Origin of the sequence: Caulobacter segnis ATCC 21756, from assembly GCF_000092285.1 — a bacterium.
In the GTDB taxonomy this organism is placed as follows: Bacteria; Pseudomonadota; Alphaproteobacteria; order Caulobacterales; family Caulobacteraceae; genus Caulobacter; species Caulobacter segnis.
The window spans coordinates 3,934,335-3,957,946 of the sequence record NC_014100.1 but is presented as its reverse complement, the minus strand read 5'-3'; the positions used below and the strand labels follow the sequence as shown (position 1 = coordinate 3,957,946).

21 protein-coding genes and 2 pseudogenes are annotated in these 23,612 nt (G+C 69.1%); 7 read left to right on the top strand and 16 right to left on the bottom strand.

Annotation, left to right across the window (positions count from 1 at the left end; all coding sequences use genetic code 11):
* Positions 1–203: 203 nt before the first annotated feature.
* The gene (locus CSEG_RS18090) at positions 204–1,808 is read right to left on the bottom strand and encodes an ATP-binding cassette domain-containing protein (RefSeq protein WP_013080675.1); all 1,605 of its coding nucleotides are present in this window, start codon (positions 1,806–1,808) and stop codon (positions 204–206) included.
* On the bottom strand, positions 1,805–3,445 hold the full coding sequence (gene cydD / locus CSEG_RS18085) for a thiol reductant ABC exporter subunit CydD (RefSeq protein ID WP_013080674.1): 1,641 nt from the start codon (positions 3,443–3,445) through the stop codon (positions 1,805–1,807). Before cydD ends, CSEG_RS18090 begins: the two co-directional genes overlap by 4 nt.
* A gap of 122 nt (positions 3,446–3,567) precedes the next feature.
* On the opposite strand from cydD, the gene CSEG_RS18080 reads away from it, so the two are divergent.
* The 4 genes from CSEG_RS18080 to CSEG_RS18065 all read left to right on the top strand — a co-directional run bounded on the left by CSEG_RS18080 (position 3,568) and on the right by CSEG_RS18065 (position 7,048).
* The gene (locus tag CSEG_RS18080) at positions 3,568–5,130 is read left to right on the top strand and encodes a cytochrome ubiquinol oxidase subunit I (protein WP_013080673.1); all 1,563 of its coding nucleotides are present in this window, start codon (positions 3,568–3,570) and stop codon (positions 5,128–5,130) included.
* A 13-nt stretch (positions 5,131–5,143) separates the two neighbouring features.
* Positions 5,144–6,295 (top strand): cytochrome d ubiquinol oxidase subunit II, encoded by a 1,152-nt coding sequence (gene cydB, locus CSEG_RS18075; RefSeq protein ID WP_013080672.1) that lies wholly within the window; start codon positions 5,144–5,146, stop codon positions 6,293–6,295.
* Between the two features lie 18 nt (positions 6,296–6,313).
* The gene (gene cydX / locus CSEG_RS18070; protein ID WP_013080671.1) at positions 6,314–6,433 is read left to right on the top strand and encodes a cytochrome bd-I oxidase subunit CydX; all 120 of its coding nucleotides are present in this window, start codon (positions 6,314–6,316) and stop codon (positions 6,431–6,433) included.
* 162 nt (positions 6,434–6,595) lie between these two features.
* Positions 6,596–7,048, top strand: a complete 453-nt coding sequence (locus CSEG_RS18065; protein WP_013080670.1) for a chemotaxis protein CheW — start codon at positions 6,596–6,598, stop codon at positions 7,046–7,048.
* A gap of 133 nt (positions 7,049–7,181) precedes the next feature.
* Here the strand turns inward: CSEG_RS18065 and CSEG_RS18060 are convergent, their stop codons facing one another.
* A complete protein-coding gene (locus CSEG_RS18060; RefSeq protein ID WP_013080669.1) occupies positions 7,182–7,661 on the bottom strand; it encodes an ASCH/PUA domain-containing protein in 480 nt (159 codons plus the stop codon).
* 105 nt (positions 7,662–7,766) lie between these two features.
* On the opposite strand from CSEG_RS18060, the pseudogene CSEG_RS23445 reads away from it, so the two are divergent.
* Positions 7,767–7,841: pseudogene (locus CSEG_RS23445) on the top strand (hypothetical protein); the annotation flags it as partial.
* A 53-nt stretch (positions 7,842–7,894) separates the two neighbouring features.
* Here CSEG_RS23445 and yihA read toward each other — a convergent pair.
* From yihA to rpmH, 4 genes are all read right to left on the bottom strand, one after another.
* On the bottom strand, positions 7,895–8,557 hold the full coding sequence (yihA, locus tag CSEG_RS18055) for a ribosome biogenesis GTP-binding protein YihA/YsxC (protein WP_013080668.1): 663 nt from the start codon (positions 8,555–8,557) through the stop codon (positions 7,895–7,897).
* Entirely contained in the window at positions 8,557–10,413 is a 1,857-nt protein-coding gene (yidC, locus tag CSEG_RS18050) for a membrane protein insertase YidC (RefSeq protein WP_013080667.1), read from the bottom strand. Before yidC ends, yihA begins: the two co-directional genes overlap by 1 nt.
* A 7-nt stretch (positions 10,414–10,420) precedes the next feature.
* A complete protein-coding gene (gene rnpA, locus CSEG_RS18045; protein ID WP_041538746.1) occupies positions 10,421–10,858 on the bottom strand; it encodes a ribonuclease P protein component in 438 nt (145 codons plus the stop codon).
* A 105-nt stretch (positions 10,859–10,963) separates the two neighbouring features.
* Entirely contained in the window at positions 10,964–11,098 is a 135-nt protein-coding gene (gene rpmH / locus CSEG_RS18040; RefSeq protein WP_004622337.1) for a 50S ribosomal protein L34, read from the bottom strand.
* Between the two features lie 143 nt (positions 11,099–11,241).
* On the opposite strand from rpmH, the pseudogene CSEG_RS23440 reads away from it, so the two are divergent.
* Positions 11,242–11,319, top strand: a pseudogene (locus CSEG_RS23440) (hypothetical protein); the annotation flags it as partial.
* A 45-nt stretch (positions 11,320–11,364) separates the two neighbouring features.
* Here CSEG_RS23440 and CSEG_RS18035 read toward each other — a convergent pair.
* The 8 genes from CSEG_RS18035 to CSEG_RS18000 all read right to left on the bottom strand — a co-directional run bounded on the left by CSEG_RS18035 (position 11,365) and on the right by CSEG_RS18000 (position 19,673).
* Positions 11,365–12,342 carry an NADPH:quinone oxidoreductase family protein gene (locus tag CSEG_RS18035; RefSeq protein ID WP_041538745.1) on the bottom strand — a complete coding sequence of 326 codons (978 nt, stop codon included), beginning with the start codon at positions 12,340–12,342 and terminating at the stop codon, positions 11,365–11,367.
* Positions 12,343–12,515: 173 nt separating this feature from the next.
* The gene (locus CSEG_RS18030; RefSeq protein ID WP_013080664.1) at positions 12,516–13,559 is read right to left on the bottom strand and encodes an alpha/beta hydrolase; all 1,044 of its coding nucleotides are present in this window, start codon (positions 13,557–13,559) and stop codon (positions 12,516–12,518) included.
* A 38-nt stretch (positions 13,560–13,597) separates the two neighbouring features.
* On the bottom strand, positions 13,598–14,233 hold the full coding sequence (locus CSEG_RS18025; protein WP_013080663.1) for a TetR/AcrR family transcriptional regulator: 636 nt from the start codon (positions 14,231–14,233) through the stop codon (positions 13,598–13,600).
* A gap of 221 nt (positions 14,234–14,454) precedes the next feature.
* Complete coding sequence (locus tag CSEG_RS18020; protein WP_041538744.1) at positions 14,455–14,706, bottom strand: DUF2164 domain-containing protein; 252 nt, start codon at positions 14,704–14,706, stop codon at positions 14,455–14,457.
* Between the two features lie 117 nt (positions 14,707–14,823).
* A complete protein-coding gene (locus tag CSEG_RS18015; protein WP_013080661.1) occupies positions 14,824–16,224 on the bottom strand; it encodes a flavin-containing monooxygenase in 1,401 nt (466 codons plus the stop codon).
* Positions 16,225–16,308: 84 nt separating this feature from the next.
* The gene (locus CSEG_RS18010; RefSeq protein WP_013080660.1) at positions 16,309–16,611 is read right to left on the bottom strand and encodes a hypothetical protein; all 303 of its coding nucleotides are present in this window, start codon (positions 16,609–16,611) and stop codon (positions 16,309–16,311) included.
* A 61-nt stretch (positions 16,612–16,672) separates the two neighbouring features.
* Positions 16,673–18,124 carry a carotenoid oxygenase family protein gene (locus CSEG_RS18005; protein ID WP_013080659.1) on the bottom strand — a complete coding sequence of 484 codons (1,452 nt, stop codon included), beginning with the start codon at positions 18,122–18,124 and terminating at the stop codon, positions 16,673–16,675.
* A gap of 208 nt (positions 18,125–18,332) precedes the next feature.
* On the bottom strand, positions 18,333–19,673 hold the full coding sequence (locus CSEG_RS18000) for a PQQ-dependent sugar dehydrogenase (RefSeq protein WP_013080658.1): 1,341 nt from the start codon (positions 19,671–19,673) through the stop codon (positions 18,333–18,335).
* Positions 19,674–19,749: 76 nt separating this feature from the next.
* Between CSEG_RS18000 and CSEG_RS17995 the strand changes: the two genes are divergently transcribed.
* Positions 19,750–20,409, top strand: a complete 660-nt coding sequence (locus CSEG_RS17995; RefSeq protein WP_013080657.1) for an arylesterase — start codon at positions 19,750–19,752, stop codon at positions 20,407–20,409.
* A 126-nt stretch (positions 20,410–20,535) separates the two neighbouring features.
* Here the strand turns inward: CSEG_RS17995 and CSEG_RS17990 are convergent, their stop codons facing one another.
* On the bottom strand, positions 20,536–23,610 hold the full coding sequence (locus tag CSEG_RS17990; protein WP_013080656.1) for an efflux RND transporter permease subunit: 3,075 nt from the start codon (positions 23,608–23,610) through the stop codon (positions 20,536–20,538).
* Between the last annotated feature and the right edge of the window lie 2 nt (positions 23,611–23,612).

Below are 23,612 nucleotides of genomic sequence, written 5' to 3'. Positions count from 1 at the left end.
ACGCAGCCCTTATAGCCGACGGCGTTTGAGGCAGGTCAAGGCGAGCCGTCCGGTCAAAGCTCAAGCTCTTGTCTTCGATCAAGGGAGACCCTCCATGACTGACGGGCAAACGGCTTATCTGGGCATGGTGATCGTGGCGTTCGCCGCGTTCGCCCTGGTGCTGTTCGGGACCCATATCCGGGTGAACATGAAATAGCGCGCCTTCAGGGCGTGACGACGAGGCCTGGCGGCGCGATCGCCAGGCCTTTTTCGTGCGCGTCGCCGAGCGTCAGCACGCGGTCGCAGATCTTCGTCGGCGCCGGGCGGTGGCTGATCAGCACCAGGCCCTGGCCGGTCCGCGCGAGGCGCCGTTGCAGGCCTTCGACCACGCGGGCCTCGGTGCGCGGATCGAGGCCTTCGGTCGGCTCGTCCAGCAGCAGCCAGGGCGCGCTGCGCAGATAGGCGCGGGCCAGGGCCAGCCGTCGGCGCTCACCGCCCGACAGCCGCTCGCCGTCGTCGCCGAGATAGGCCCCAAGGCCGCCCGGCGCGGCCCGGACCCGGTCGGCCAGGGCGGCGTCCTCGAGGGCTTCCCAAAGCATGGCGTCGCTGGCCTGGGGCGCGGCCAGGCGGAGGTTCTCGCGCACGGTCCCGGCGATCAGGCCGGCGTCCTGCGGCAGCCAGGCGAAGGCCGCGCGCGGCGCAGGCGCGGGCGTGTCGCGCAGGCCCAGCAGGGTCTCGACCAGGGTGGTCTTGCCGCAGCCCGACGGGCCGACGATCGCCAGGCGCTCTCCGGGGCGAAGCGTTTGATCCAGCAAGGTCAGGGGAGGCGCTTCGTCCAGCGGCGCGGAGCCCGGACGCGGCGCGTGGCGCAACAGGGCGTTCAGCCGCTCCCGCGCCTTGTGTGTCGCGCCGTCCTGGTCGAAGGCGTGGGCCAGGCCCGTCAGGGCCTCGACGCTCATGGCGGCGGCCAGGCCCGCCAGCGCGGCGAGGGGCGCCCCCGCCGGGGCCGCGGCGGCCATGGCGGCGGCGACGGCCGCGCCGAGGATCGCGGCCTGGCTGGCCAGCACCAGGCCCTGGGCCCGGGCGGCGGCCAGACGCGCCGCCTCCAGGTCGGCGGCGCGCTGGTTCAGGGTCTCGCCGGCCCAGTCCTCCAAGCCATAGGCGCGCAACTCGGCGGCGGCCGAGACCAGCGCGGCGGCGCTGTCCTTCAGGGCCCCGACGCGGGTCTGCACGGCGGCGCGGGCCGGGGTGGAGAAACGGCGGGCCAGGGCGCGGGCCGAGAGGATGGCGGCGGCGGCGGCGGTGAGAATGACCAGGCTGGGCGCCCAGCCGGCGAAGGCGGTCAGGAAGAGCCCCGCGCCCAGGCCCGCAGCCGCGCTCCAGGGGGCGGACAGGCGCACGAACCGGGTCTCCACCGCGTCGACGTCCTGCACCAGCCGGGCCGAGGCTTCGCCGCGGGACAGGGCCAGGGATTCCGCGGGCGGGGCGGCGGCGAGGCTGGCGAACACGGCGGGGCGGATGGCGGCGAGCGCCCGCAGGGCGGCGGCGTGGCCGGCCAGGCGCTCGCCATAGCGCGAGGCGGTGCGCAGGATGGCCAGCAGGCGGATCGCCGCGCCCGGCAACAGCACGTTGAAGGCGTGGGCGGCGGCGAGGCCGGCCGCGCCGGCGACGGCGCTGGCGACGATGAACCAGCCCGACAGGCCCAGCAGCAGGGTCGACGCCGCGCCGACGACGACGGCGCTTAGCACCGCGAGGCGCAGGGCGCCGGCGTGGGCGCGCTTCTGCGCGCGGATCAGGATGTCGAGGGGCGTGGGCGCGGTCTTCTTCACAGGCGCACCACCGTGTCCGCCAAGGCCGCGACGGCGTCGGAGTGGGTGGCGATGAGGGTCGTGCGTCCCTGGGCGGCGCGGCGCAGGGCGGTCAGCATCTGGGCTTCGGCCGCGGTGTCGAGATTGGCCGTCGGCTCGTCCAGCAGCAGGATCGGCGCGGGCTTCAAGAGGGCGCGGGCCAGGGACAGGCGGCGACGCTCGCCCCCGGAGAGACCGCTGCCGCGCTCGTCGAGCACGAAGTCGAGGCCGCCGGGGCGCTGGGCCAGGGCGGATTCGAGCCCGGCGTCGCGGGCCGCCGCCTCGATCTCGGCGCGGGGGGCGTCGCGGCGCGACAGGGCGATGTTGTCGGCGATGGAGGCGGGCAGGATCAGCGGCGACTGGCCCGCCCACGCGATGTCGGCCGCCGTCACCGGACGCTCGGCGCCGTCGATCAGGATCCGCCCCTCGGTCAACGGCGACAGGCCCAGCAGCAGGTTCAGGATCGAGCTCTTGCCCGCGCCGCTGGCCCCGACCAGGGCGACGATCGCGCCGGCGGGGATGTCGAGGTCGAACTCGGCCACGGCTGGAGCGTCGGCTTCCGGATAGCGGATCGTCACGCCTTGGAAGCGGATGGCCGGCGCGGCCGACAGCGGCGCGACGGTGGGCGCTGGCGGCGGCTCTTCGAAGGTCGAAAGGCGCACGGCGGCGGCCTCGGCGGCTTGGCGATCGTGATAGGCGGCGGCCAGGCGCCGCATCGGGGCGTAGACCTCGGGCGCCAGGGCCAGCACGAAGAAGGCGCGCTTCAGGTCCAACTGCTCGGGCACGGGGAAGGGCAGCAGGCGCAGCAGGTTGAAGCCGCAGTAGACCGCGACCAGGGCGACCGACAGGGCGGCGAAGAACTCCAGCGCCGCCGACGAAAGAAAGGCCACCCGCAGCACCTTAAGGGTCCGCTCCGCCAGCGCCGAGGCCGAGCGGCCGAGCGCGGTCGTGGTCGTCCCTTCGGCCTCGAAGGCCAGGACGACCGGCAGGGCGCGGACGCGGTCGAGGAACAGGCCTGACAGCCGCTCCAGCGCCTGGAACTGGGCGCGGGATTCGGCCGCCGCGGCGCTCCCGGCCAGGATCATCGCGCCGACAAACGGGATCAGGGTGGCCAGCATGATGGCCGCGCAGATCGGGCTGGCGATCGCGGCGGCGGCGATCATCACCAGCGGCAGGGCGGCGGCGGACAGGCGGGTGGGCAGGAAGCGGGCGAAGTAGCCGTCCATGGCCTCGACGCCCTCGACAAGCGCCGTGGTCGCCTCGCCGGCCGAGCGGCGGGGGCCGCCGAACACCGCGCGCGCCAGCTCCGCGCGCAGGCCGGCCTTGGCCTCGGCGGCCGCTTCCGCCCCGGTCCGGGCGCTGGCGTAGGCGAGCGCCGCGCGCAGCAGCATGGCCGCCAGAACGCCGGCCAGGCAGGCGAAAAAGATCAAGGGATCGCGAGGGTTGGCGAGGGCGTCGGCGCCGAACGCGAGGCCCGCCGCGAAGCCGATCGCGGCCAGGCCGTCCAGCAGGCTGACGCCCTGGGCTCGGCGCAGGGCGGGGCCAGCGGTCCGGTCGCGCCGCTTGAGCCAGGCCTTGGAAACGCGGGGGTGGTCAATCTGTACTATGCCGGAACCCATGGCTTGAGTGTAGGCTGACGCCGCCGTCGATCCTTGATCACGATCAAGGCTCGGCGCAACAGGCCGATCTAGGGCAAGGTCCTTGGTCGGCGTGCGTATCGACCGTTGTCTCGGAGTTGTCCATGGACCCCGCGGTTATCGACCTCTCGCGACTGCAGTTCGCGCTGACGGCCCTCTACCACTTCCTGTTCGTGCCCCTGACGCTGGGGCTCTCCTTCATGCTGGTCATCATGGAGAGCATCTACGTCATGACCAAGCGCCCGATCTGGCGCACGGTCACGCGGTTCTGGGGGACGCTGTTCGGCATCAATTTCGTGCTGGGCGTGGCGACCGGGATCACCATGGAATTCCAGTTCGGGATGAACTGGTCCTACTACTCCCACTATGTCGGGGACATATTCGGCGCGCCGCTGGCGATCGAGGGCCTGATGGCCTTCTTCCTCGAGGCGACCTTCGTTGGCCTGATGTTCTTCGGCTGGGACAAGCTTTCCAGGGTCGGCCACCTGTTCGTCACCTTCATGGTGGCGCTGGGCACCAACCTGTCGGCGCTGTGGATCCTGGTGGCCAACGGCTGGATGCAGAACCCGATGGGCGCGGTGTTCAATCCCGACACGATGCGCATGGAGGTCTCCAGCTTCCGTGACGTGCTGTTCAATCCGGTGGCCCAGGCCAAGTTCGTCCACACGGTCAGCGCGGGGTACGTGATCGCCTCGGTCTTCGTGCTGGGGATCTCGGCCTACTACCTGCTGAAGGGCAAGTACGCGGGCGTGGCCAAGCGCTCGATGACGGTGGCGGCGGCCTTCGGTCTGGCGTCGTCCCTGTCGGTGGTCGTGCTGGGCGACGAGAGCGGCTACGCCTTGACCGACAACCAGAAAATGAAGCTCGCGGCCCTAGAGGCCATGTGGGAGACCGAGCCCGCGCCGGCCGGCCTGACGGCCTTCGGCATCCCCAGCCTCGCCGACCGCAAGACCCACCACGAGATCAAGATCCCCTACGTGCTGGGCGTGATCGCCACCCGCAGCTTCGACAAGCCGGTGGAGGGCATCTTCCAGCTGGTCGCCAAGGCGCAGAGCCGCATCGAGTCCGGCGTCATCGCCTACGGCGCGGTCGAGGCGCTGAAGGTCAACCCGAACGACGTGGCCGCGCGGGCGACCTTCGAGCAGCACCGTCGCGACCTGGGCTATGGCTTGCTGCTGAAGCGCTATGTCGCCGATCCGCGGCAGGCCTCGCCCGATCTGATCCAGAAGGCGGCCTGGGATACGGTGCCGCCGGTGCCGGTGATGTTCTGGGCCTTCCGGATCATGGCCGGGATCGGCTTCCTGATGATCGCCCTGTTCGCCACGGCCTTCCTGCTGGTCACCCTGCGCAAGCATGACACCAAGTGGTTCCTGTATCTGGCCGTGGCGGCCCTCCCGCTGCCGTGGATCTCGACCGAGCTGGGCTGGGTCCTGGCCGAGGTCGGGCGCCAGCCCTGGGCCGTGGAGGGCGTGCTGCCCACCTTCCTGGGCGCGTCCAGCCTCACCGTCCCGCAGCTGCTGACCAGCATCGCGGTCTTCACCCTGCTTTACGGCGGCCTGGCCGTGGTCGAGGTCGGCCTGATCCTCAAGACCATCAAGAAGGGCCCCTTCGCCCAGCACGAGCCGGCGCCCGACGGATCCGTCGAAGCCGAACCGGCCGTGGCCTAAGAGGAGCGAACTTATGGATATCCCCGTCGATTTCGCCACGCTTCGCGTCATCTGGTGGGCCCTGGTCGGGATCCTCCTGATCGGCTTCGCCCTCACCGACGGCTTCGACATGGGCGTCGGCGCCCTGTTGCCGTTCGTCGCCAAGACCGATGAGGAGCGGCGGATGGTGATCAACACCGTCGGCGCCACCTGGGAAGGAAACCAGGTGTGGTTCATCCTGGGCGGGGGCGCGATCTTCGCGGCCTGGCCCTTCGTCTACGCCATCAGCTTCTCGGGTTTCTATCTGGCGATGTTCGTGGTCCTGACGGCCATGATCCTGCGCCCCGTGGGCTTCAAGTACCGGTCCAAGCGCGCCGACCCGCGCTGGCGCTCGTTCTGGGACTGGGCGCTGTTCGTCGGCGGCTTCGTGCCGGTGCTGTGCTTCGGCGTGGCCCTGGGCAACGTGCTGCAAGGCGCGCCCTTCCGCCTCGACGGCGACCTGCGCGCCTTCTACGAGGGCTCGTTCATTGGCCTCTTCTCGCCGTTCGCCCTGCTGTGCGGCCTGCTGTCGGTGGCCATGCTGGTGCTGCACGGCGCGGCCTGGATCACGGTGAAGGGCGAGGAAGGCCCCGTCGCCGAGCGCGCCCGCCGCATCGGCGAGATCGCCGGCCTGGCCAGCATCGTGCTGTTCGCGGCCGGCGGCTTCTGGGTCGCCTTCGGGGGCCTCGGCTTCCGGATCGAGGGCCTGGCCGACGCGGCCGGTCCGTCCAACCCGCTGCGCGGCGCGGCCGCGGTCAAGGCGCCGGGCGCCTGGCTCGACAACTACGGCCGGCATGGCTGGACCATCGTCGCCCCCGTGCTGGGCTTCGCGGGCGCGGCCTTGGCGTTGCTGGGCTTGCGAGCCAAGTCCGCCTGGATGGCGTTCGCCGGCTCGTCGGCCTCGACCGCCGGCATCATCGGCACGGTGGGCTTGTCGATGTTCCCGTTCATCCTGCCCAGCAGCTTCGACCCCCGGTCGAGCCTGACGGTCTGGAACGCCTCGTCCTCGCACCTGACGCTCTTCGTCATGCTGATCGTGACGATCGTCTTCCTGCCGCTGGTGCTGCTGTACACCGCGTGGGTCTACAAGGTCCTGTGGGGCCGTAGCACCACCGGCGCGCTCGTCACCAACCCCGATCTCTACTGATCCGAAGGAAACAAGCCGATGTGGTATTTCACCTGGATCCTGGGCCTGGGCCTGGCCGTCGCCTTCGGCGTGCTGAACGGCGTCTGGTACGAATTCAACCTGGCCGACGACGGCGACGAGGGGCTGTCTGAGCCCTAGGCGAGCAACAGGACTCTTTTCGGGGCGCCGCGACATTTAGGCGCGCCCGGGATGGGTTTGGCTTAACGCTTGCTAAAGGCGGCGCGCGCTTATCTGGCAAGGTGTCCCGGAGCGCGTCGAAACGCAGCTTCGGGCTGAGCTCTTTGTTCCCGGGGACCGCTTATGACCGACACCACCGCGCCTGCTCTGGAGCTGATCTCGTTCTGCATCGGCGAGCAGGAATTCTGCATCGATGTGAAGACCGTCCGCGAGATCCGCGGCTGGACCCCGGCCACCCCGATCCCCCATGCTCCGGCCTACCTGCGCGGCGTCATCAACCTGCGCGGCGCGATCATGCCGGTCATCGACCTGCGCAACCGCCTGGGCCTGGGCGTCACCATCCCCGAGACCCGCCACGTCATCGTCGTGGTCGAGTGCCAGGACCGCTTGGCCGGCATCCTGGTGGACGCCGTGTCGGAGACCTTCACGGTGCCGCGCGACAGCCTGCAGCCGGCCCCGGACGTCGGCGTCGACGAGCTGCGCTACATCCAGGCCATCATCTCGATGGAAAACCGCCTGATCACCTACCTGCGCATGGACGACGTGTTCCCCGCGGTGGTGCACGAAGCGGCTTGATCCTGAGATGCTCCCCCGCGAGCGGGGGAGCTGTCGCGGTAGCGACTGAGGGGGCGAGCTGGGTCTAAGCCGCATTGGCCCCCTCCGGCCCTCTGGGCCACCTCCCCCGCACGCGGGGGAGGAACTTACCAAACTACCCCTTGCGCACGATCCGCGCGGCGGCCGCGTGGAAGCCGGCTTCGGCCTCGGCGGCGTCGGCGACGGCCGCGTGGCGGTCGCGGGCCACGCCCATGTTGCTTTCGGCGTAGCTCTCCGAGACCTTGCGGGCCTCCTGGGCGCGCAGGGCGGCTTGCGAGGCGGCCGCCTCGTGCCAGTCGGCCAGGGCTTCGGGCGTCAGGTCGTCGGCCGCGTCCGGATGCGGCGCGACGTCGCCGAAGCCGATGGCCACGAAGCCGTGGATCACCCCGCCGTAGTCTTCTTCCGACAGCAGGAAGGTGATCTGCCGCTCTTCCGACTGGCCGGTGTAGGTGTCGGTGGACGGGTCGAACTCGCGCAGCACCAGGATGTCGCCGACCTTGAACTCGCGGTCGTTGCGGCGGATCTCGAAGCGCTTCTGGCCCGAGCGGACGGCGGCGAAGTACTTGGGCCAGGTCTTCAGTTCGTGGCGATGCATGGTCGGGAGACTTTTCTGGAAAACGGGGAGGCGGGGGTTCTGGCGGGCGAAGCCTAGCGCAGGGTTAACGCGTGGCGATAGGGCTGTGGAAGGCCATCAATATAGTGTCATCCCGGCCATAGCGTAGCGGAGAGCCGGGACCCAGGGGCGACCGCAATGCGCCGGCCCCTGGGTCCCGGATAGCCTCTGCGAGGCTTCCGGGATGACACGGGTTTGAGCCTTGTAAGCTTAGCTCACTCGTCGATGCAGACCCGAACGATCTCGGCGCGCAGCTCCGGCAGGCCCAGGCCCTTTTCGGACGAGGTGGCCAGGACGCGCGGGAAGGCGGCCGGGCGCTTGGCGATGGCCTTCAGCGTGTCGGCGACGACCTTGTCGACCTCGGCCGGCTTGATCTTGTCGGACTTGGTCAGGACGATCTGGTAGGAGACCGCCGCCACGTCCAGGGCGTCCAGCGCCTCGAGATCGACCTTCTTGAGGCCATGGCGGGCGTCGATCAGCACATAGACGCGCTTGAGGTTGGCGCGGCCGCGCAGGTAGGCGCGGCCCAGGTCCTGGAACTTGTCGGCGATCGAGCGCGAGACGCGCGCGAAGCCGTAGCCCGGCAAGTCGACCAGGCGCACCTGCTCGGCCAGCAGGAAGAAGTTGATCTCCCGCGTGCGGCCCGGCTCGTTCGAGGCCCGGGCTAGGTACTTCTGGTTCACCAGGCCGTTGATCAGGCTGGACTTGCCGACGTTGGAGCGGCCGGCGAAGGCCACTTCCGGCAGGTCCGGCGCGGGCATGGCGTCCATGCGCACCGCGCCCATGATGAACGAGACCGGCTGGGCGAAGAACACCCGCGCCGTCTCGATCTCTTCGTCGCTGAAAAGCGGCGGGGTGAAGATCGGGTCCTCGCTCATCAGGTCGTGCTTACGGCTTTGCCCTGCAGGCGCGCGATGATGCGGTCGATCGGGTTTTCGACCTTGTAGCGGCGCATCATCACGTACTGCTGGACGATGGTGAGCACGTTGCTCCAGCACCAGTAGATCACCAGGCCCACCGCGAACTGCGACAGGGTGAAGGTGAAGATGATCGGGAACAGCTGGAAGATCTTCTGCTGGATGGGGTCGCCGGCCGGCGGGTTCATCGCCGTCGTCAGCCACATGGTGAAGCCGTACAGCAGCGGCCAGACGCCGATGTGCAGCGGACCGCCCAGGAAGCCGCCGATCAGCGGGGCCGTGGCCGGATCCCACGGGATCGCGCCGAACAGGTTGAAGATCGTCGACGGGTCGCGGGCCGACAGGTCCTGGATCCAGCCGAAGAACGGCGCGTGGCGCATTTCGATGGTGACGGTCAGCACCTTGTACAGGGCGTAGAAGACCGGGATCTGGATCAGCATCGGAAGGCAGCCCATCATCGGGTTGATCTTCTCCTTCTGATACAGCGCCATCATCTCCTGCTGCTGCTTGGCCGGATCGTCCTTGTGCTTGGCCTTCAGCTTTTCGACCTCGGGGGCGATCTTCTTCATCTTGGCCATGGACTCATAGCTCTTGTCCGCCATCGGATAGAGGATGAGCTTGAGCAGGACGGTCAGCGCCAGGATGGCCAGGCCGAAGTTGCCGACCATTTTGTAGAAGATCTCCAGCACGTTGAAGATCGGGCGGGTGAACATGGAGAACATGCCCCAGTCCACGGCCCAGTCGAAGCGCGGGATCTCGGCCTTGGCGTTGCTCCAGAACTCCCACCACGCCGGCGGCTTGGCGCCGCCGTACTGATACTTGCGCAGCAGCGGCACGGTCTTGGCGCCGGCGAACAGGCGGGTGGTCTGGGTCAGGGTGGCGCCCGGGTTCAGGGCCTGGGTCGGGCCGACGAAGTTGACGTCGTAGACGTCGACGCCGGCCACATTGGTCACGCGGTACTGAGCCTTGATGGCCTCGGTCTGGCCGGGGATCAGGGCCGCCAGCCAGTACTTGTCGGTGATGCCGGCCCAGCCGCCGACCGAGTCGAAGGTCGTGAGCGGCTTGTCCTTCTTCCACTTCTGGTACTTGGCCAGTTCCAGCTTCTGGTCCTTGCCCGAGCCCAGGACGCCGATGGCGCCTTCGTGGACGATCTGGGTCTTGCCCAGGTGGTCGGTGATGCCCTGGCGCTGGACGGTGGCGTAGGGGGCCAGCTGGAAGGCGGCCGTCCCGTTGTTCTTGACGCTGTCGGTGACCGAGAACATCGCCTGGTCGTCGACGGCGATCACGCGGGTGAAGGTCAGGCCCATGCCGTTGTCATAGGTCAGCGTCACCGGCGAATTGGGACGCAGCACCTGGCCCGGCGCGGCGGTCCAGACGGTGCGGCTGTCGGGCAGGCCCGGCAGGTTGGCGCCGGCCCAGCCGAAATCGGCGAACCAGGCGTGTTCGGCGCCCTCGGGGCGGAACAGCTCGACCGGCGGCGAGTTCTTGGCGGTCGTCTCGGCGTACTTGCGCAGGAAGAGGTCGTCGATGCGGCCGCCCTTTAGCGCGATCGAGCCCGACAGGGCCGGGGTGTCGACCACGATGCGCGGGCTCTGAGCCTTGGCTTGATCGCGCGACAGGCGCAGCGGGGCGGGATTGCCGTTGGCGTCCAGCGGCACGCCGGCCTGGGCGGCCGTCTGCTGTTGCGCGGCCTTCTTGGCGCGCATCTCGGCCTCGGCCTTCTTCTGCTGCGGACCCAGGATGAAGAACTGGTACCCGATCAGGATCGCGAACGCGCTGACGATGAACATCAGCGTGTTTTTGTTGTCGTTCTGCATGGAGCGCTTAACCGGAAACTGTGGGATCGGGTTGTTGGGAAGAGACGGCTTTCGAGGATGCGCCGAACGATGACCGCGAGACCTTCGCCCCATCGTGCTCGGCGGCGAGGCTTATCAGCGCGCTTTTGACATCGTCAAGCAAACGTCCCCATTCGCGCGAGCCCGTACCGCCGCGCGCGATGAATACATAGTCGTGCGAAGGGCGCGCATGAAGGGGCAGGACCAGCCTGGCGGCCTCGCGCAGGCGGCGCTTGGCGCGGTTGCGCTCGACGGCGCCGCCGATCTTCTTGGTGGCGGTGAAGCCGACGCGGACCACCGGATCCTCGTCGGAACGCTTGCGCATCTGGATGAACACCGCGCCGCGCGACAGGGCCGGAGCCTTGGCCGCCAGCAGGAAGTCGGCGCGCTTGCGCAGTCGCTCGAAGCGGAGCGGGGCCTCGGACACGGCCTCAGGCATGAAAAAAGCCGCCTTTCCGGCGAGAACCTGAAATCAGGTCTGTGGAAAAGGCGGCTTTGATCATGATCTCGCCTCCCGAAGGAGGAAGAGCAATTAGGCGGTCAGGCGCTTGCGGCCCTTGGCGCGGCGACGCGCGACGACCTTTTGGCCATTCTTGGTGGCCATACGCGCGCGGTAGCCGTGACGGCGGGCACGCACGAGCTTCGACGGCTGGAAGGTGCGCTTCACGACGTGGCTCCGAAATGCAAAACGTTGGACGCGAAGCCTGGGGCCCCGCGAGTGAGGGGCGGTGGATAAAAGAACGGACGCGGGATGTCAACCTGAGTCGACCGCGAAGCGCCCGCGTCTAATTCCTCGTATCCCTTTATCGTCATCCCGGCCGTAGCGCAGCGGAGAGCCGGGACCCAGGGGCAAGCGGCAGTGAGGCTCCCCTGGGTCCCGGGTCGGCTACGCCGCCCGGGATGACGATGGAAGATAACGATACGACGGGTGGATCATGGAACAATCACCGCCTTGCCCACCACCTTGCGCTCGGCCAGCAGGTCGAAGGCCTCGCGCCAGCGGTCCAGCGGGACCTCGGCGTGCACGTGCGGCCGGATCAGGCCCTCGTCCGCCATCCGCCAGACCGCCTCGCTGTTCTCGCGGCCCTTGTCGGGAAACTGCCGCCCGTACTCGCCGGCCCGCACGCCCACGACCGAGAAGCCCTTAATCAGCGGCATGTTGGCCGAGATCGTCGGGATCCGCCCGGAGGTGAAGCCGATCACCAGCAGACGACCGTCGAACGCGACGCAGCGGACGCTCTCGTCGAAGACGTCGCCGCCGACGGGATCGTAGATCACGTCGGCTCCGTGGCCGCCGGTGATCTCTTTAACCCGGTCGCGGAAGCCGCCGGTCACGTTGACCACGGCGTCGGGCGCGTAGAGGGCCTGGACCCGGGCCAGCTTGTCGTCCGAGGCGGAGGTGGCGATCACCCGCGCGCCCAGGGCCTTGGCCATGTCGACGGCCGCCAGACCCACCCCGCCGGCCGCGCCGTGGATCAGCACCCATTCGCCAGGCTCCAGCCGTGCGCGGCGAACCAGGGCGACATAGGCGGTGAGATAGGCCGCGCCATAGGCCGCGCCCTCGGCGAAGGACAGCCGCGCGGGCTTGGGCTTCAGGGCCTCGGCGGGCAGCACCGCGTACTCCGCGAAGCCGCCCAGCCGCGCCCCGCCGACCACGGCGTCGCCGACGGCCAGGGACGTGACGCCCTCGCCCAGCGCCGCGACCTCACCGGCCAGGTCCAGGCCGGGCGTGAAGGGGAGGGGCGGCTTGAACTGGTACTCGCCCCGCGTCGTCAGCAGGTCGGGGAAGTTCACGCTGGCCGCGCGGACCCGCACCAGCGCCTCGCCGGGACCTGGCTCGGGCGTCGGAACCTCGCGAACCGCGCAACCGCCGAAGTCGGGCGCCAGGCCCTCTACGACGAGGGCGCGCATCTTTTCCGGAGCTACCGTCATGCCCCCTTCCCCCTTTGATGGGGGAAGGGTTGGGGATGGGGGTGACAGCGTTTCAGTAGGTAGCTCGGCCGCGCAGGACCGTCCGGCGGGGTCACCCCCATCCCCGCCCTTCCCCCATCAAAGGGGGAAGGGAGAAGGTTGGCGCGCACGCCTTACGCCCCCGCTTCGAACGTCTCGCGCACCAGGCCCGCGATCTCGCGGCAGGCCGCGTCCGCCGCGGGGATGGCGCCCGTGAAGGCTGTGAAGGCGTGGGCCAGGCTGTCGTAGCGGCGGTAGCGCACCCGTACGCCGGCCGCCTGCAGACGCTTGGCGTAGGCCTCGCCCTGATCGGTCAGGGGATCGAAGCCGGCGGTCGCGATCACGGCGGGGGCCAGGCCTGACAGGTCCTCGGTCCGGTCGGGCGACAGGCGCGGATCGGCCGGGTCGGCGTCGGCGCCCATGTAGTGGCCCATGAACCAGTCCATGGTCTCGCGGGTCAGCGGATAGGCGTCGCCGAAGGTGGTCATGGACGGCGTCTCGCTGGCCACGTCCACGGCCGGATAGATCAGGATCTGGGCGGCCGGCTGCGGTTCGCCCGTGCGCTTCATCTCCTGGGCGACGATAGCCGAGAAGTTGCCGCCCATGCTGTCGCCGCCGATGGCCGGCGGGGTCGGCGCGGCGCCGAAGCGGGCGGTGTTGTCGCGCGCCCAGCGATAGGCCGCCAGCACGTCCTCCAGGCCCGCCGGGAACTTGTGGTCGGGCGCCAGGCGATAGTCGACCGAGATCACCGCCGTGCGGACGATCCTGGCCAGGATCGAGCAGAAGGCGTGACAGGTCTCGAGGTCCCCGATCACACCGCCGCCCATGTGGGCGTAGACGATCAGCGGGGCGTGGACGTCCTGGACCTCGGGGCGATAGGCGCGGCAGGGGATCGGGCCGTTCGGGCCTTCCACCGACAGGCTCTCGGTGCGCACGCCGGGCTCCAGCGGTCCTTGCACGGCGGCCAGGCCTCGGGCGCTGCCGGCCACGGCCTCGGCGGGCGACAGGCTGGACATCGGCGGCAGCTTCTTGGCGGCGTGGGCGAAGAACTGGAAGCGCGGGTCCAGGGTCCGGCCGCCCTTGTAGACGACGCCCCCGCCCGACATGGCCCGCAGGATCGGGCTGGGCAGCGAAAGGATCAGCTTCAGTATGGCTTTCTGCGTGGCGTCCGAGGCCATGTTTCCCCCTCCTGTTGTTTTTGTAGTTTCGCCGTTTTTTACAGTTTTGGGAGGGCGGGTACGCCGCCCAGGATCAGCTTGACGGCGAAGTCCGCGGCCGCCGCCGTGTCGACCGGCCGCCGCTCCAGCATCTTGTCGCCCAGCTCGCGGGCGATCGCGATGCAGGCCGAGGTCAGGTAGTCGAGGTCGACCGGCGGAGCGTTGTCGTGCGCCAGCACGCGGGCGAAGGCCTCGCGCACCTCGTCGAAGACGGCGGCCAGCTCGGGCGTCGATCGGGCGTGCGGGATCGGCTCGCCGACGGAACGGTCCGTGCGCCAGCTCTCCTGCTCCTTGGCCAGGAAGTCGAAATAGGCCAGCATCGCGCCGCGCAGGAACGATGGGAAGTCGACGGCCTTCTCGGACTCGGCGCGCAGCAGCGGCCGGAAACGGCGGGCGCCGTCGTCGGCCAGCGCGTCGAACACCTCCTCCTTGGACTTGTAGTAGTTGTAGAAGGTGCCCGAGGCCAAACCCGTGCGGCGGATGATGTCGCGCACCGTGGCGGCGTCGTAGCCCAGCTCGCCGAACACCTCGCGGGCGGCGTCCAGGATGGCCTGGCGATTGGCGGTCTTGGTCCGCTCGCGCTTCCCCGGCCGCTGGTCGATGTGAGGCTTGGGGAAATAGGCGATGTTCGACATGGGCCCCGACTCGGAGATGGCGCGATCATGACGCGCCGTCAGGATGACAGCCCTAGTCCGGGGTTGGATGCAAGGGTTACGCGAGTCCGCTCCCCATATCCGATTTTCCCGGCGAATGCCGGGACCCAGATCATAAGGCTGGAAAGGCGCAAGCTGGAGCACTGCTCAGGCCTTCATCTGGGCCCCGGCATTCGCCGGGGAAATCGGAATTGAGAGAGGTCTCATAAGGGTTTGACCGGCTGCTCGATGTCGTAGACCGCCTCGCTGATCGCCTCCAGCTTCTCGCGGTACAGGGCCTGGGCGTCGTGAAGGCCCTGGTTGTACCAGTAGGGTCCCAGCCGCTCGGTCACGAAGTCCAGCAGGAACTCGGCGTCGAAGCCCTTCACCTCCAGATCCAGCTCGTCCTTCAGATAGTGGGAGAGGCCGGCGACCAGCTTGGCGCGGGTGTCCTTGTCGAAGGTGATCTTGGGCATGGGGGGCTCCGAATCCTGGCCCATACTAGCCCCCTCCGCGCCTACGGCGCTCCTCCCCCGAAGGGGGAAGAAGGGGGCGCCTTCCGCCCCCTCCGGGGGCGGACGATCGCGGAGCGATCAGGTGGGGGCCAGCAGCGTTTCCGATTTGCCCTCCGCCCGCGCCGCCACCGGCAGCTTGCCGCCCTGGCTCCGGGCGCGCGCCTCGCCCTTGGCGATCTCCTTCTTCAGGTCGGCGCAATAGACGTTGAAGTCGACCTGGATGGTGTGGCGGGCGGACTCGTAGAAGTGGCCGGTATGGCGGGCCTCGTCCCTGGCGATGATCTTTTCCATCTCCGCGCGGGGCGGCGGGGCGTACTGGCCGTCCAGGTAGGCGGCGGCCAGCTTGGCCTGCTGCTCGGCGAAGTTCACCAGGGTGGGCAGGGGCTGGGCCAGGCCCATGAAGAACAGGTTGTCGATCCCCGGCTTCATCATCCGCTTGAACAGCGGGAAGCGGTGGTCGGCGTCGGGCAAGAGCTCCGGATCGTCGAAGAACGGGAAGCTGATCTTGTAGCCGGTGGCGAAGACGATGGCGTCGACGTCCTCGACGCTGTCGTCGGCGAAGCGCACGCGCTTGCCCTCCAGCGCCTTGATCGCCGGCTTGAACTTGATGTCGCCGCAGCCCGCGCGGGTCAGGAACTCGCCCGAGACGGAGGGGTGGGCCTCCAGCGGTTCGTGATCAGGCTTGGGCAGGCCGTAGTCCTCCATCCGGCCGATGGCTTTCTTCAGCACCGAGCGCGACAGGGCCAGGCCCAGCTTGCGCGGCACCCAGGCGGGCAGGGCGGACTTATCGGCGGGCTTGCCGTTCAAGTACTTGGGGAACACCCACACCCCGCGCCTCGCCGACACCCAAAGGGTCTTGGCGATCGGGCGCTGAGAGAGCTCGCTGGCGATGTCCATGGCCGAATTGCCCATGCCGACCACCACGACGTTCTTGCCTCGCATATCGACCGGATCGAACGGGTCGCTATAGGCGTGGGCGTGGAAGGCGGGCCCGTCGAACTCGCCGGGATATTCCGGCACGCGCGGATCCCAGTGGTGGCCGTTGCAGACGAACAGCGCGTCATAGAGCCGCGTCTCGCCGCTCGACAGCGTCACCGCCCACAGGCCGTCGGCCGTGCGGCGCGCCTTCTCGACGCGGGTGTTGAAGGTGATGGTCGGCCGCAGGCCGAAGTGGTCGACATAGTCCTTGAAGTACTGGAACAGCTGCGCGTGGTGCGGAAAGTCCGGCCAGTCCTTCGGCACGGGAAAGTCCTCGAACGCCAGCCGCCACTTTGAGGTGTCGATGTGCAGGCTGTCGTAGCAGGCCGACATGCCGTTGGGGTTCTTGTAGTACCAGGTGCCCCCGATCTCGTCCGACATCTCGAAGCAGTCGTAGGGGATCCCGTGGTCCTTCAGCCGCTTGATCGTGGTGAAGCCGCTGCAGCCGGCGCCGATCACGCACGCCTTCGGCAATCTCGCCTGGGGGATCCCGGTCGCCATTCCACCCTCCCGACTTATCGTTGTTCAGGTGAGTGTACCGGCCCTGTGGCGCCCGGCAAGCGGACCTTGCGGAAGGCCGCGCGTCTACCGCCCGAACGGCGTGGTGGCGTAGGCCGAGGCGCAACGGCGATTGCACAGCACCCAGTCGCTGCCGCAGCCGGTGTATCCCACGTCGCGCGCCTCGCAGAAGTACCGGACGCGCGAGCACATGGTCTTGCAGCCGTGCTGGTCGCCGGCCGGCTGGCGCGGGATGAGGGCCCAGGGGGACGCGAGGATGGTCTTGGGCGGCTCGCGCGACTGCAGCACCGAGCCCGGCGACTTGGACGCCTGGGCCGCGGCGGGGCCGGCGGCGGTCAGGATCAGCAAGGCGAGAAGGGCGCGGCGCATGGCGCGTCATGGTTACCGCGCGGTCGGTGAAGGTGCGGTTAAGTGTGGGGGCGGCGCCCCCCTACCCCCGCAGCATCTCGCGCCCCGCCCAGACGCTGTGCGTGCCGCTGCTCAGCTTGTGGGGCAGGGCTACCCGGCAGACGACCTCGAAGGCTCGCGCATCGATGATCGCGCACTCCGAGGTTCCCCGGTTCTCGTCGATGATGAAGCTGACCAGATAGCCGTCGTCCTCGTCGACCGCGCCGACCTTGGGCGCGAACGGCGCCTCGCTGGCGTAGCGACCCTCGGGCAGGGTGATCGACCAGCTCTCGCCGGTTTCGAGGTCGTGCTTGACGAAGCCGTTGAACAGGAACCAGCCCGGCTTGGCGGTGGTCGAATAGGCGTAGCGATACGGCTTGCCGGCGTATTTCTGATTGAACATGCCGAACTCGAGGATCCGGTCATCGAGATGCTTTTCGGTCGTCTCGCCGGTCTTCAGGTTGAAGCGCCAGCGGTGCAGCTTGGGCAGGAAGCTGTGCTCGTCCAGATAGGCCATCAGGTGGCCGTGGCCGTCAGGCGCGCCCTCCAGCGGGCGGGGGATCGGCTTTTCCTGGAAGTAGCCGTCGAGCACGACCTCGTCGCCGTCCTCGTACGCATTCAGCCAATGCAGCACATAGGTGGGCTCGGCCTCGAACCAGCGGGGCTCGCCGCCGTGGCGCGGCACCAGGGCGAAGCGGCTGGGCAGGCCCTTGTGCAGGCGCACGGCGTGGATGTCGCGGGCCATCAGCTCCTGGTCCCAGAACACCGGCAGGTCGTTGAGGATCGCCCAGTGCTCGGAGAAGCACATGTCGTGCGGCAGGCGCGGACCAGGCAGGGGCACGCCCTGATAGAGGCTCCGCTTACCGTCCGGCCCGACCACGCCGTAGTGCATGTAGGGCCAGGCCTTGGAGTAGTTGAAGAACATCAACTCGCCGGTCGCCTCGTCGACCTTGGGGTGGGCCGAGACGCCGTCCAGCGGCGCCCAGGACGCGACGCCCAGCGTCTCCAGGGTAAGCGGATCCAGCCGATAGGCCTCGCCGCACTGGTAGAAGGTGGCGATCGCCTCGCCGTTGTGAACGACGATGTCGGTGCTGGCGCTGTCCTTCAACGACCCGTGAGCGCCGAAGCCGGGACGTTTCGAGGTCCCAGGGCCATCCATCAGGCCGCCCCACAGGCTCTCGTTCACCTCCTGCTCGGCCTCGAAGCAGCGGGTGCGGACGAAGCGGTTGCGGTAGGTCGCCTGGCCGTTGCGGAACTCGATCTGGTGGATCATCCCGTCGCCGTCGAACGGGTGATAGCGGCCCAGCGGATCGTGGACGGGGTTCTCGGTGTTGCGCAGATAGACGCCGTCCAGGTCGGCGGGGATCGCGCCCTCCAGCACCTCCAGGTCCCAGGCGTTGACCTCCTCGTGCTGAGGCGTCCACGCGCCCGTCATGTACGGATGGTTGGTCGGCGACAGCGAGGTCCGCACCGGCGGCAGGCGTTCGAGTTTCATCCGGAGGTCCTCCCGTGTTGTGGGAGGAGCCTACGGCTAGTTAGTCTCGTTGTGCAAGTTTCCCCTTGCGTCGGGAACGCCCCCACCGTCTCGCTGCGTTCCGCAGCGATCCACCTCCCCCGTTTCTCGGGGGAGGATGACGTTCCTCCTCACCCGCTCGCGGGGGAGGTGGCGTGACGCCGACAGGCGGCGCGACGGAGGGGGCGTCCTATCGCGCCGGACTGACCCGCCAGACGGCGTTGCCGACGTCATCCGCCACCAGCAGCGCGCCGGTGGTGTCGACGGTCACGCCCACCGGGCGGCCTTGGGCCTTGCCGTCCTTGTCGAGGAAGCCGGTCAGGAAGTCCTCGACGTCGCCCGCCGGCTTGCCGCCGGCGAACGGCACGAAGATCACCTTGTAGCCGGCCTGCGGCTTCCTGTTCCATGAGCCGTGCTGGCCGATGAAGACGCCGCCCTTGTACCGGGCTGGGAAGCCCCCTTGTTGGTTTTGGGCGCCTTCGTAGAAGGTCAGGCCCAGAGACGCGGTGTGGGCGCCCAAGGCGTAGTCCGGGATGATGGCGCGCTCGACGAGGTCGGGGCGGCGGTCGCTGTCCTTGACCCGCTTGTCGACGTGACGGCCGAAATAGCTGTAGGGCCAGCCATAGAAGCCGTTCTCGCGCACCGAGGTCATGTAGTCGGGGACCAGGTTGTTGCCGAGTTCGTCGCGCTCGTTGACCGCCGTCCACAGCTCGCCATTGGCCGGGTTCCAGCCCAGGCCATTGGGGTTGCGCAGGCCCGAGGCGAAGACGCGCTTGGCGCCGGTGGCCAGGTCGACCTCCAGGATCGCGGCGCGGTTCACCTCGTTCTCCATGCCGTTCTCGCCGACATTGCTGTTGGAGCCGACCGTCGCGTAGAGCTTCGCGCCGTCGGGGCTGGCGATGATGTTCTTGGTCCAGTGGTGGTTGATCGGCCCGCCCGGCAGGTCGGTCACCTTGCGCGGCGCGGCGGTGATCTGCGTCTCGCCGGTCTTATAGGGGAAGGCGATGATGGCGTCGGCGTTGGCGACGTAGAGCGTCTCGCCGACCAGGGCCATGCCGAACGGCGAATAGAGGTTGGTCAGGAACGGCGTCTTCAGCTCGGCCACGCCGTCCCCGTTCGCGTCGCGCAGCAGGGAGATGCGGTTGGCGCTGGGCACCACGGAGCCGGCCTTCTTCATCAGCATCTTCTGGAAGAAGCCGCGCAGGCCGTGCGGGGGCTCCCTCTTGGGCGGCTCGGCGCTCTCGGCGACCAGCACGTCGCCATTGGGCAGCACCAGCAGCCAGCGGGGGTGATCCAGGCCCATGGCGAAGGGCTGCACTTGGAAGCCCGCCGGCGCCTTGGGCGTCACGCCCGTCGGCCAGCCGACCACCTCCGAAACCTTGACGGTCGGGATCAGGCTCCTGTGCGGCTCGGGGAGGGCGGGGTTGGGGCCGTATCCCACGGGAGGCGTCTGGGATTGGCCTTGGCCGCAAGCCGACAGAGCCGCCATGGCCACGCCGATGATCAAGATTTCGCGAACCCTGCGACGCATAGCCGCTTCTCCCCTTCATCCCGCGTTCAAAGGCAAACGCGTTTCATGTTGGCAGGCAACACATACGGTTCGATCCATGGAGAAGTTCCACACCCCCTTCACTGATCGCCGCGCCCTCCTCGGCGGCTTGCTGGCGCTTGGCGTCCCGGGCGCCGTCCACGCCGCCGTGCGCGCCAAGGCGCCGCCGACCCCGCCCCTGGTAACGGTGCTCGGCGACTCCATCACCGCGGGCCTCGGCCTGGCCCAGGACCGCGCGCTTCCCGCCTGGCTGCAGCGCGCTCTGGACGGCATGAAGATCCATGCCCGCGTCTTCGGCTTCGGTGTCATCGGCGACACCACCAAGGCCGGTCTCTCCCGCGTCGAGCGCATCCCGGCCGAGACCGCCGTCTGCGTGGTCGCCCTGGGCGGCAACGACCTGCTGCAGGGCGCCGACCCCGCCTGGACCCGCGAGAACCTGCGCGCCATCGTCACCCGACTGAAGGCCCGGGGCGTGCGGGTGGTGCTGGCCGGGATGCGGGCGCCGGCCCTGCTGGGCGTCGACTACGCCCGCCGCTTCACCCAGATCTATCCCGAGCTGGCGCGCCAGGAGGGCGTGTTCTACGCGCCCGACTTCTTCACCGGGGTGATCGGCGTCTCGCGCTACATGCAGAGCGACGGCCTGCACCCGAACGCCGAGGGCGCCCGCATCATCGCCGAGCGCCTGGCGCCGGTCGTGGCGCAGGCGTTGAAGGGGTAAATCCCCCGTGTCATCCCGGAAGCCTCGAAGAGGCTATCCGGGGCCCAGGGGCCAAGCGCGATGCGGCGGCCCCTGGGTTCCGGCTCGGCGCGCTTCGCGCTGGGCCGGGATGACAGTTTTTAAGGTCTACTCCGCCGCCTTCGGCGCGGCGTGGTGCTGGTGGCCGAACAGGCGGTGCATCAGGCGTTCGGCGCGGGTCTTCAGGCCGTCCATCAGCACGAACACCACCGGGATGTAGAGCAGCGACAGAAGCGTCGAGGTGATCAGGCCGCCGATGACGGCGATGGCCATCGGCGCCCGGAACTCGACCTCGGCGCCCAGGCCGATGGCGGTGGGCAGCATGCCCGCGCCCATGGCCACGGTGGTCATCAGGATCGGCCGCGCCCGCTTGTGGGCGGCGTCCACGATGGCCGTGCGCTTGTCCATGCCGTGTTCCTTCATCGCCATGATCGCGTACTCGACCAGCAGGATCGAGTTCTTCGCCGCGATGCCCATCAGCATCAGGATCCCGATCAGGGTCGAGATCGAGAAGCTCGACTTGGCCAGCACCAGCAGGCCGAACGCGCCGCCGATGGCGAGCGGCAGGGCGACCATGATGGTGATCGGGTGGGCGAAGCTGCGGAACAGCAACACCAGCACGACGTACATCAACAGGATGCCGGTGATCAGCGCGCCCAGGAAGCCGCTGACCATCTCCTGGATGAACTCCGCATCGCCGGCCGCCACCTCCTTGACGCCCGTGGGCAGGTTCTTGACCGAGGGCAGGGCGTGGACGCGGTTGGCGGCCTCGCCGACGACGATGCCGTCCAGCTCGGCGGTGATCGTGGCCACCCGCGAGCGGTCGCGACGGTCGATCTGCGAGGGACCGGCGCCAAAGCGCACGTCGGCCACCGCGTTCAGCGGCACGGCGCCATTGGCCGAGGGCACCTGCAGGGTCTGCAGCACCGCGATGTCGCCGCGCGCGTCGTCGTTCAGGCGCAGACGGATCGGCACCTGGCGGTCGCCCAGATTGTACTTGGGCAGGTTCTGGTCGACGTCGCCGATCGTCGCCACGCGCACGGCCTGCGAGATCGCGCCGGCCGAGACGCCCGCGCGGGCGGCCTGGTCGGGACGCGGCGTCACGACGATCTCGGGACGGGCGATGGCGGCGGTGTTGACCACGTGCGCCAGGCCCGGGACCGTGCGCATCTCAGCCTCGACCTTGCGGGCCGCGGCTTCGAGGGCCGGACCGTTGTCGCTGACCAGGCTCAGCGTATAGCTGCCGCCGCTCGACGGGCCGCCGCCGTTGTTGCTGCCCGCGCCGATCCGCGCGCCGGGGATGGCGGCGAACTGGTCGACCATCTGGCGGCTGAACTGCTGCTGGCTGATCCGCTGGCCCTTGTCGGTCAGGTCGGCGGTGACCGCGCCTTTGTTGACCGCGTTGTTGCGGCCCACCGAGGCGTAGACGCTGACCACTTCCGGACGGGCCAGCAGCTCCTTGGTCACGCGCTGCACGACGGCGTCGGTCTCGTCCAGCGTCGCGCCCGGCGGCAGCTCGATCGAGAACTCGGACCGGCCGCGGTCGGCCTGGGGCTGGAACTCGAAGGGCAGGCGGGTGGCCAGGAAGATCGAGATCAGGAACAGCGGAATGCCCATCAGCAGGACCTTCCAGCGGTTGTTCAGGCCCCAGTTCAGGCTCTTCAGATACGGACCCATCCACGCCGGGTCCTTGTCCTCGTGCTTGTGGTCGGCCTTCAGCATGTAGGCGCCCATCAGCGGCGTCAGCAGGCGGGCGACGACCAGCGAGAACAGCACCGAGATACAGGCGGCCAGGGCGAAGGCCTTGAAGAACTGGCCGATGATCCCCGGCATGAAGCCCACCGGCGCGAACACCGCCACGATGGTGAAGGTGGTGGCCACGACGGCCAGGCCGATCTCGTCGGCCGCCTCCATGGCCGCCGCGTAGGGGCTTTTGCCGCCGCGCATGTGGCGGACGATGTTCTCGATCTCGACGATGGCGTCGTCGACCAGGATGCCGACGGTCAGCGACAGGGCCAGCAGGGTCACGCCGTTCAGCGACTGCCCCATCGGCGCCAGCACCGCGAAGGTCGGCAGCAGCGAGGTCGGGATGGCCACGGCGGCCAGCAGGGTGGCGCGCCAGTCGCGCAGGAACAGCAGCACCACCAGCACGGCGAGGATCGCGCCGATGATCAGGGCTTCCATCGAAGCGAGATAGCTCTCCTCGATGTATTTCACGTTCGAGGTGATCTCCTCGATCTGGACCTCGGGGTGCTCCTTGTCGAGCTTCTCGACGGCCTTGCGGACCTTCTCGGCGGTCTGGACTTCCGAGGCGCCGCGCGAGCGGATCATCGAGAAGGTCACGACCTCCTGGCCGTCGAAGCGGGCGCGAGAGCGCGGCTCGGCCCAGTGGTCGGTGATCTGGCCAAGGTCGGCCAGCCGCACCGCGCCGCCGCCGGACAGGGGCACGCGGGTCTCGCGCAGCTGCTCGACCGAACCGGCCGCGCCCAGGGTGCGGATGGCCCGCTCGGCGCCCGAGATAGTCACGCGGCCGCCGGGCAGGTCGGCGTTGGACGAGACCAGGGCCTGGCTGACGGCGGCGGCGGTGACGCCGCGCGCGGCCAGGCGGTCCGGATCCAGGGCGACCTCGATCTCGCGATTGACGCCGCCGCGGCGGTTGACCTCGCCGACGCCGCGGATCGCCAGCAGGGCGCGGCTGACGTCGTTGTCGACGAACCAGCTGCGCTGCTCGGGCGTCAGGGTCGGGGCCTTGACGACATAGGTGATCAGGTCGTCGCCGGAGATGTCGACGCGGGTGACGACGGGTTCCTGCATGTCCTGGGGCAGGTCGCCGCGCAGGTTGGACATGGCGTTGCGCACGTCGTTGGTGACGCGCTCGTGGTCCACGCCCAGCTCGAACTCGATCACCGTGGTCGAGGCGCCGTCGACGATCGTCGAGTTGGTGTGCCGCACCTGGCCCAGGCCCGCGATCGAGTCCTCGATCAGGCGGGTGACCTGGGTCTCCAGCTCGCTGGGCGCGGCGCCGGGGCGCACGGCCGTGACGACGACGATCGGCAGATCGACGTCGGGATTGTTGTTGATCCGCATCGAACGGAAGCCCGCCAGACCCGCGATGGTCAGCAGCAGGAACAGCATGATGACGGGGATCGGGTTCTTGATCGACCAGGACGAGATGTTGCGCATCG

Bases quoted from the DNA above. Each gene is read 5' to 3' on its own strand.
- cydD (WP_013080674.1), bottom strand. From the start codon at position 3,445: ATGGGTTCCGGCATAGTACAGATTGACCACCCCCGCGTTTCCAAGGCC.
- CSEG_RS18080 (WP_013080673.1), top strand. From the start codon at position 3,568: ATGGACCCCGCGGTTATCGACCTCTCGCGACTGCAGTTCGCGCTGACG.
- cydB (WP_013080672.1), top strand. From the start codon at position 5,144: ATGGATATCCCCGTCGATTTCGCCACGCTTCGCGTCATCTGGTGGGCC.
- cydX (WP_013080671.1), top strand. From the start codon at position 6,314: ATGTGGTATTTCACCTGGATCCTGGGCCTGGGCCTGGCCGTCGCCTTC.
- CSEG_RS18065 (WP_013080670.1), top strand. From the start codon at position 6,596: ATGACCGACACCACCGCGCCTGCTCTGGAGCTGATCTCGTTCTGCATC.
- CSEG_RS18060 (WP_013080669.1), bottom strand. From the start codon at position 7,661: ATGCATCGCCACGAACTGAAGACCTGGCCCAAGTACTTCGCCGCCGTC.
- yihA (WP_013080668.1), bottom strand. From the start codon at position 8,557: ATGAGCGAGGACCCGATCTTCACCCCGCCGCTTTTCAGCGACGAAGAG.
- yidC (WP_013080667.1), bottom strand. From the start codon at position 10,413: ATGCAGAACGACAACAAAAACACGCTGATGTTCATCGTCAGCGCGTTC.
- CSEG_RS18035 (WP_041538745.1), bottom strand. From the start codon at position 12,342: ATGCGCGCCCTCGTCGTAGAGGGCCTGGCGCCCGACTTCGGCGGTTGC.
- CSEG_RS18030 (WP_013080664.1), bottom strand. From the start codon at position 13,559: ATGGCCTCGGACGCCACGCAGAAAGCCATACTGAAGCTGATCCTTTCG.
- CSEG_RS18025 (WP_013080663.1), bottom strand. From the start codon at position 14,233: ATGTCGAACATCGCCTATTTCCCCAAGCCTCACATCGACCAGCGGCCG.
- CSEG_RS18020 (WP_041538744.1), bottom strand. From the start codon at position 14,706: ATGCCCAAGATCACCTTCGACAAGGACACCCGCGCCAAGCTGGTCGCC.
- CSEG_RS18015 (WP_013080661.1), bottom strand. From the start codon at position 16,224: ATGGCGACCGGGATCCCCCAGGCGAGATTGCCGAAGGCGTGCGTGATC.
- CSEG_RS18010 (WP_013080660.1), bottom strand. From the start codon at position 16,611: ATGCGCCGCGCCCTTCTCGCCTTGCTGATCCTGACCGCCGCCGGCCCC.
- CSEG_RS18005 (WP_013080659.1), bottom strand. From the start codon at position 18,124: ATGAAACTCGAACGCCTGCCGCCGGTGCGGACCTCGCTGTCGCCGACC.
- CSEG_RS18000 (WP_013080658.1), bottom strand. From the start codon at position 19,673: ATGCGTCGCAGGGTTCGCGAAATCTTGATCATCGGCGTGGCCATGGCG.
- CSEG_RS17995 (WP_013080657.1), top strand. From the start codon at position 19,750: ATGGAGAAGTTCCACACCCCCTTCACTGATCGCCGCGCCCTCCTCGGC.
- CSEG_RS17990 (WP_013080656.1), bottom strand. From the start codon at position 23,610: ATGCGCAACATCTCGTCCTGGTCGATCAAGAACCCGATCCCCGTCATC.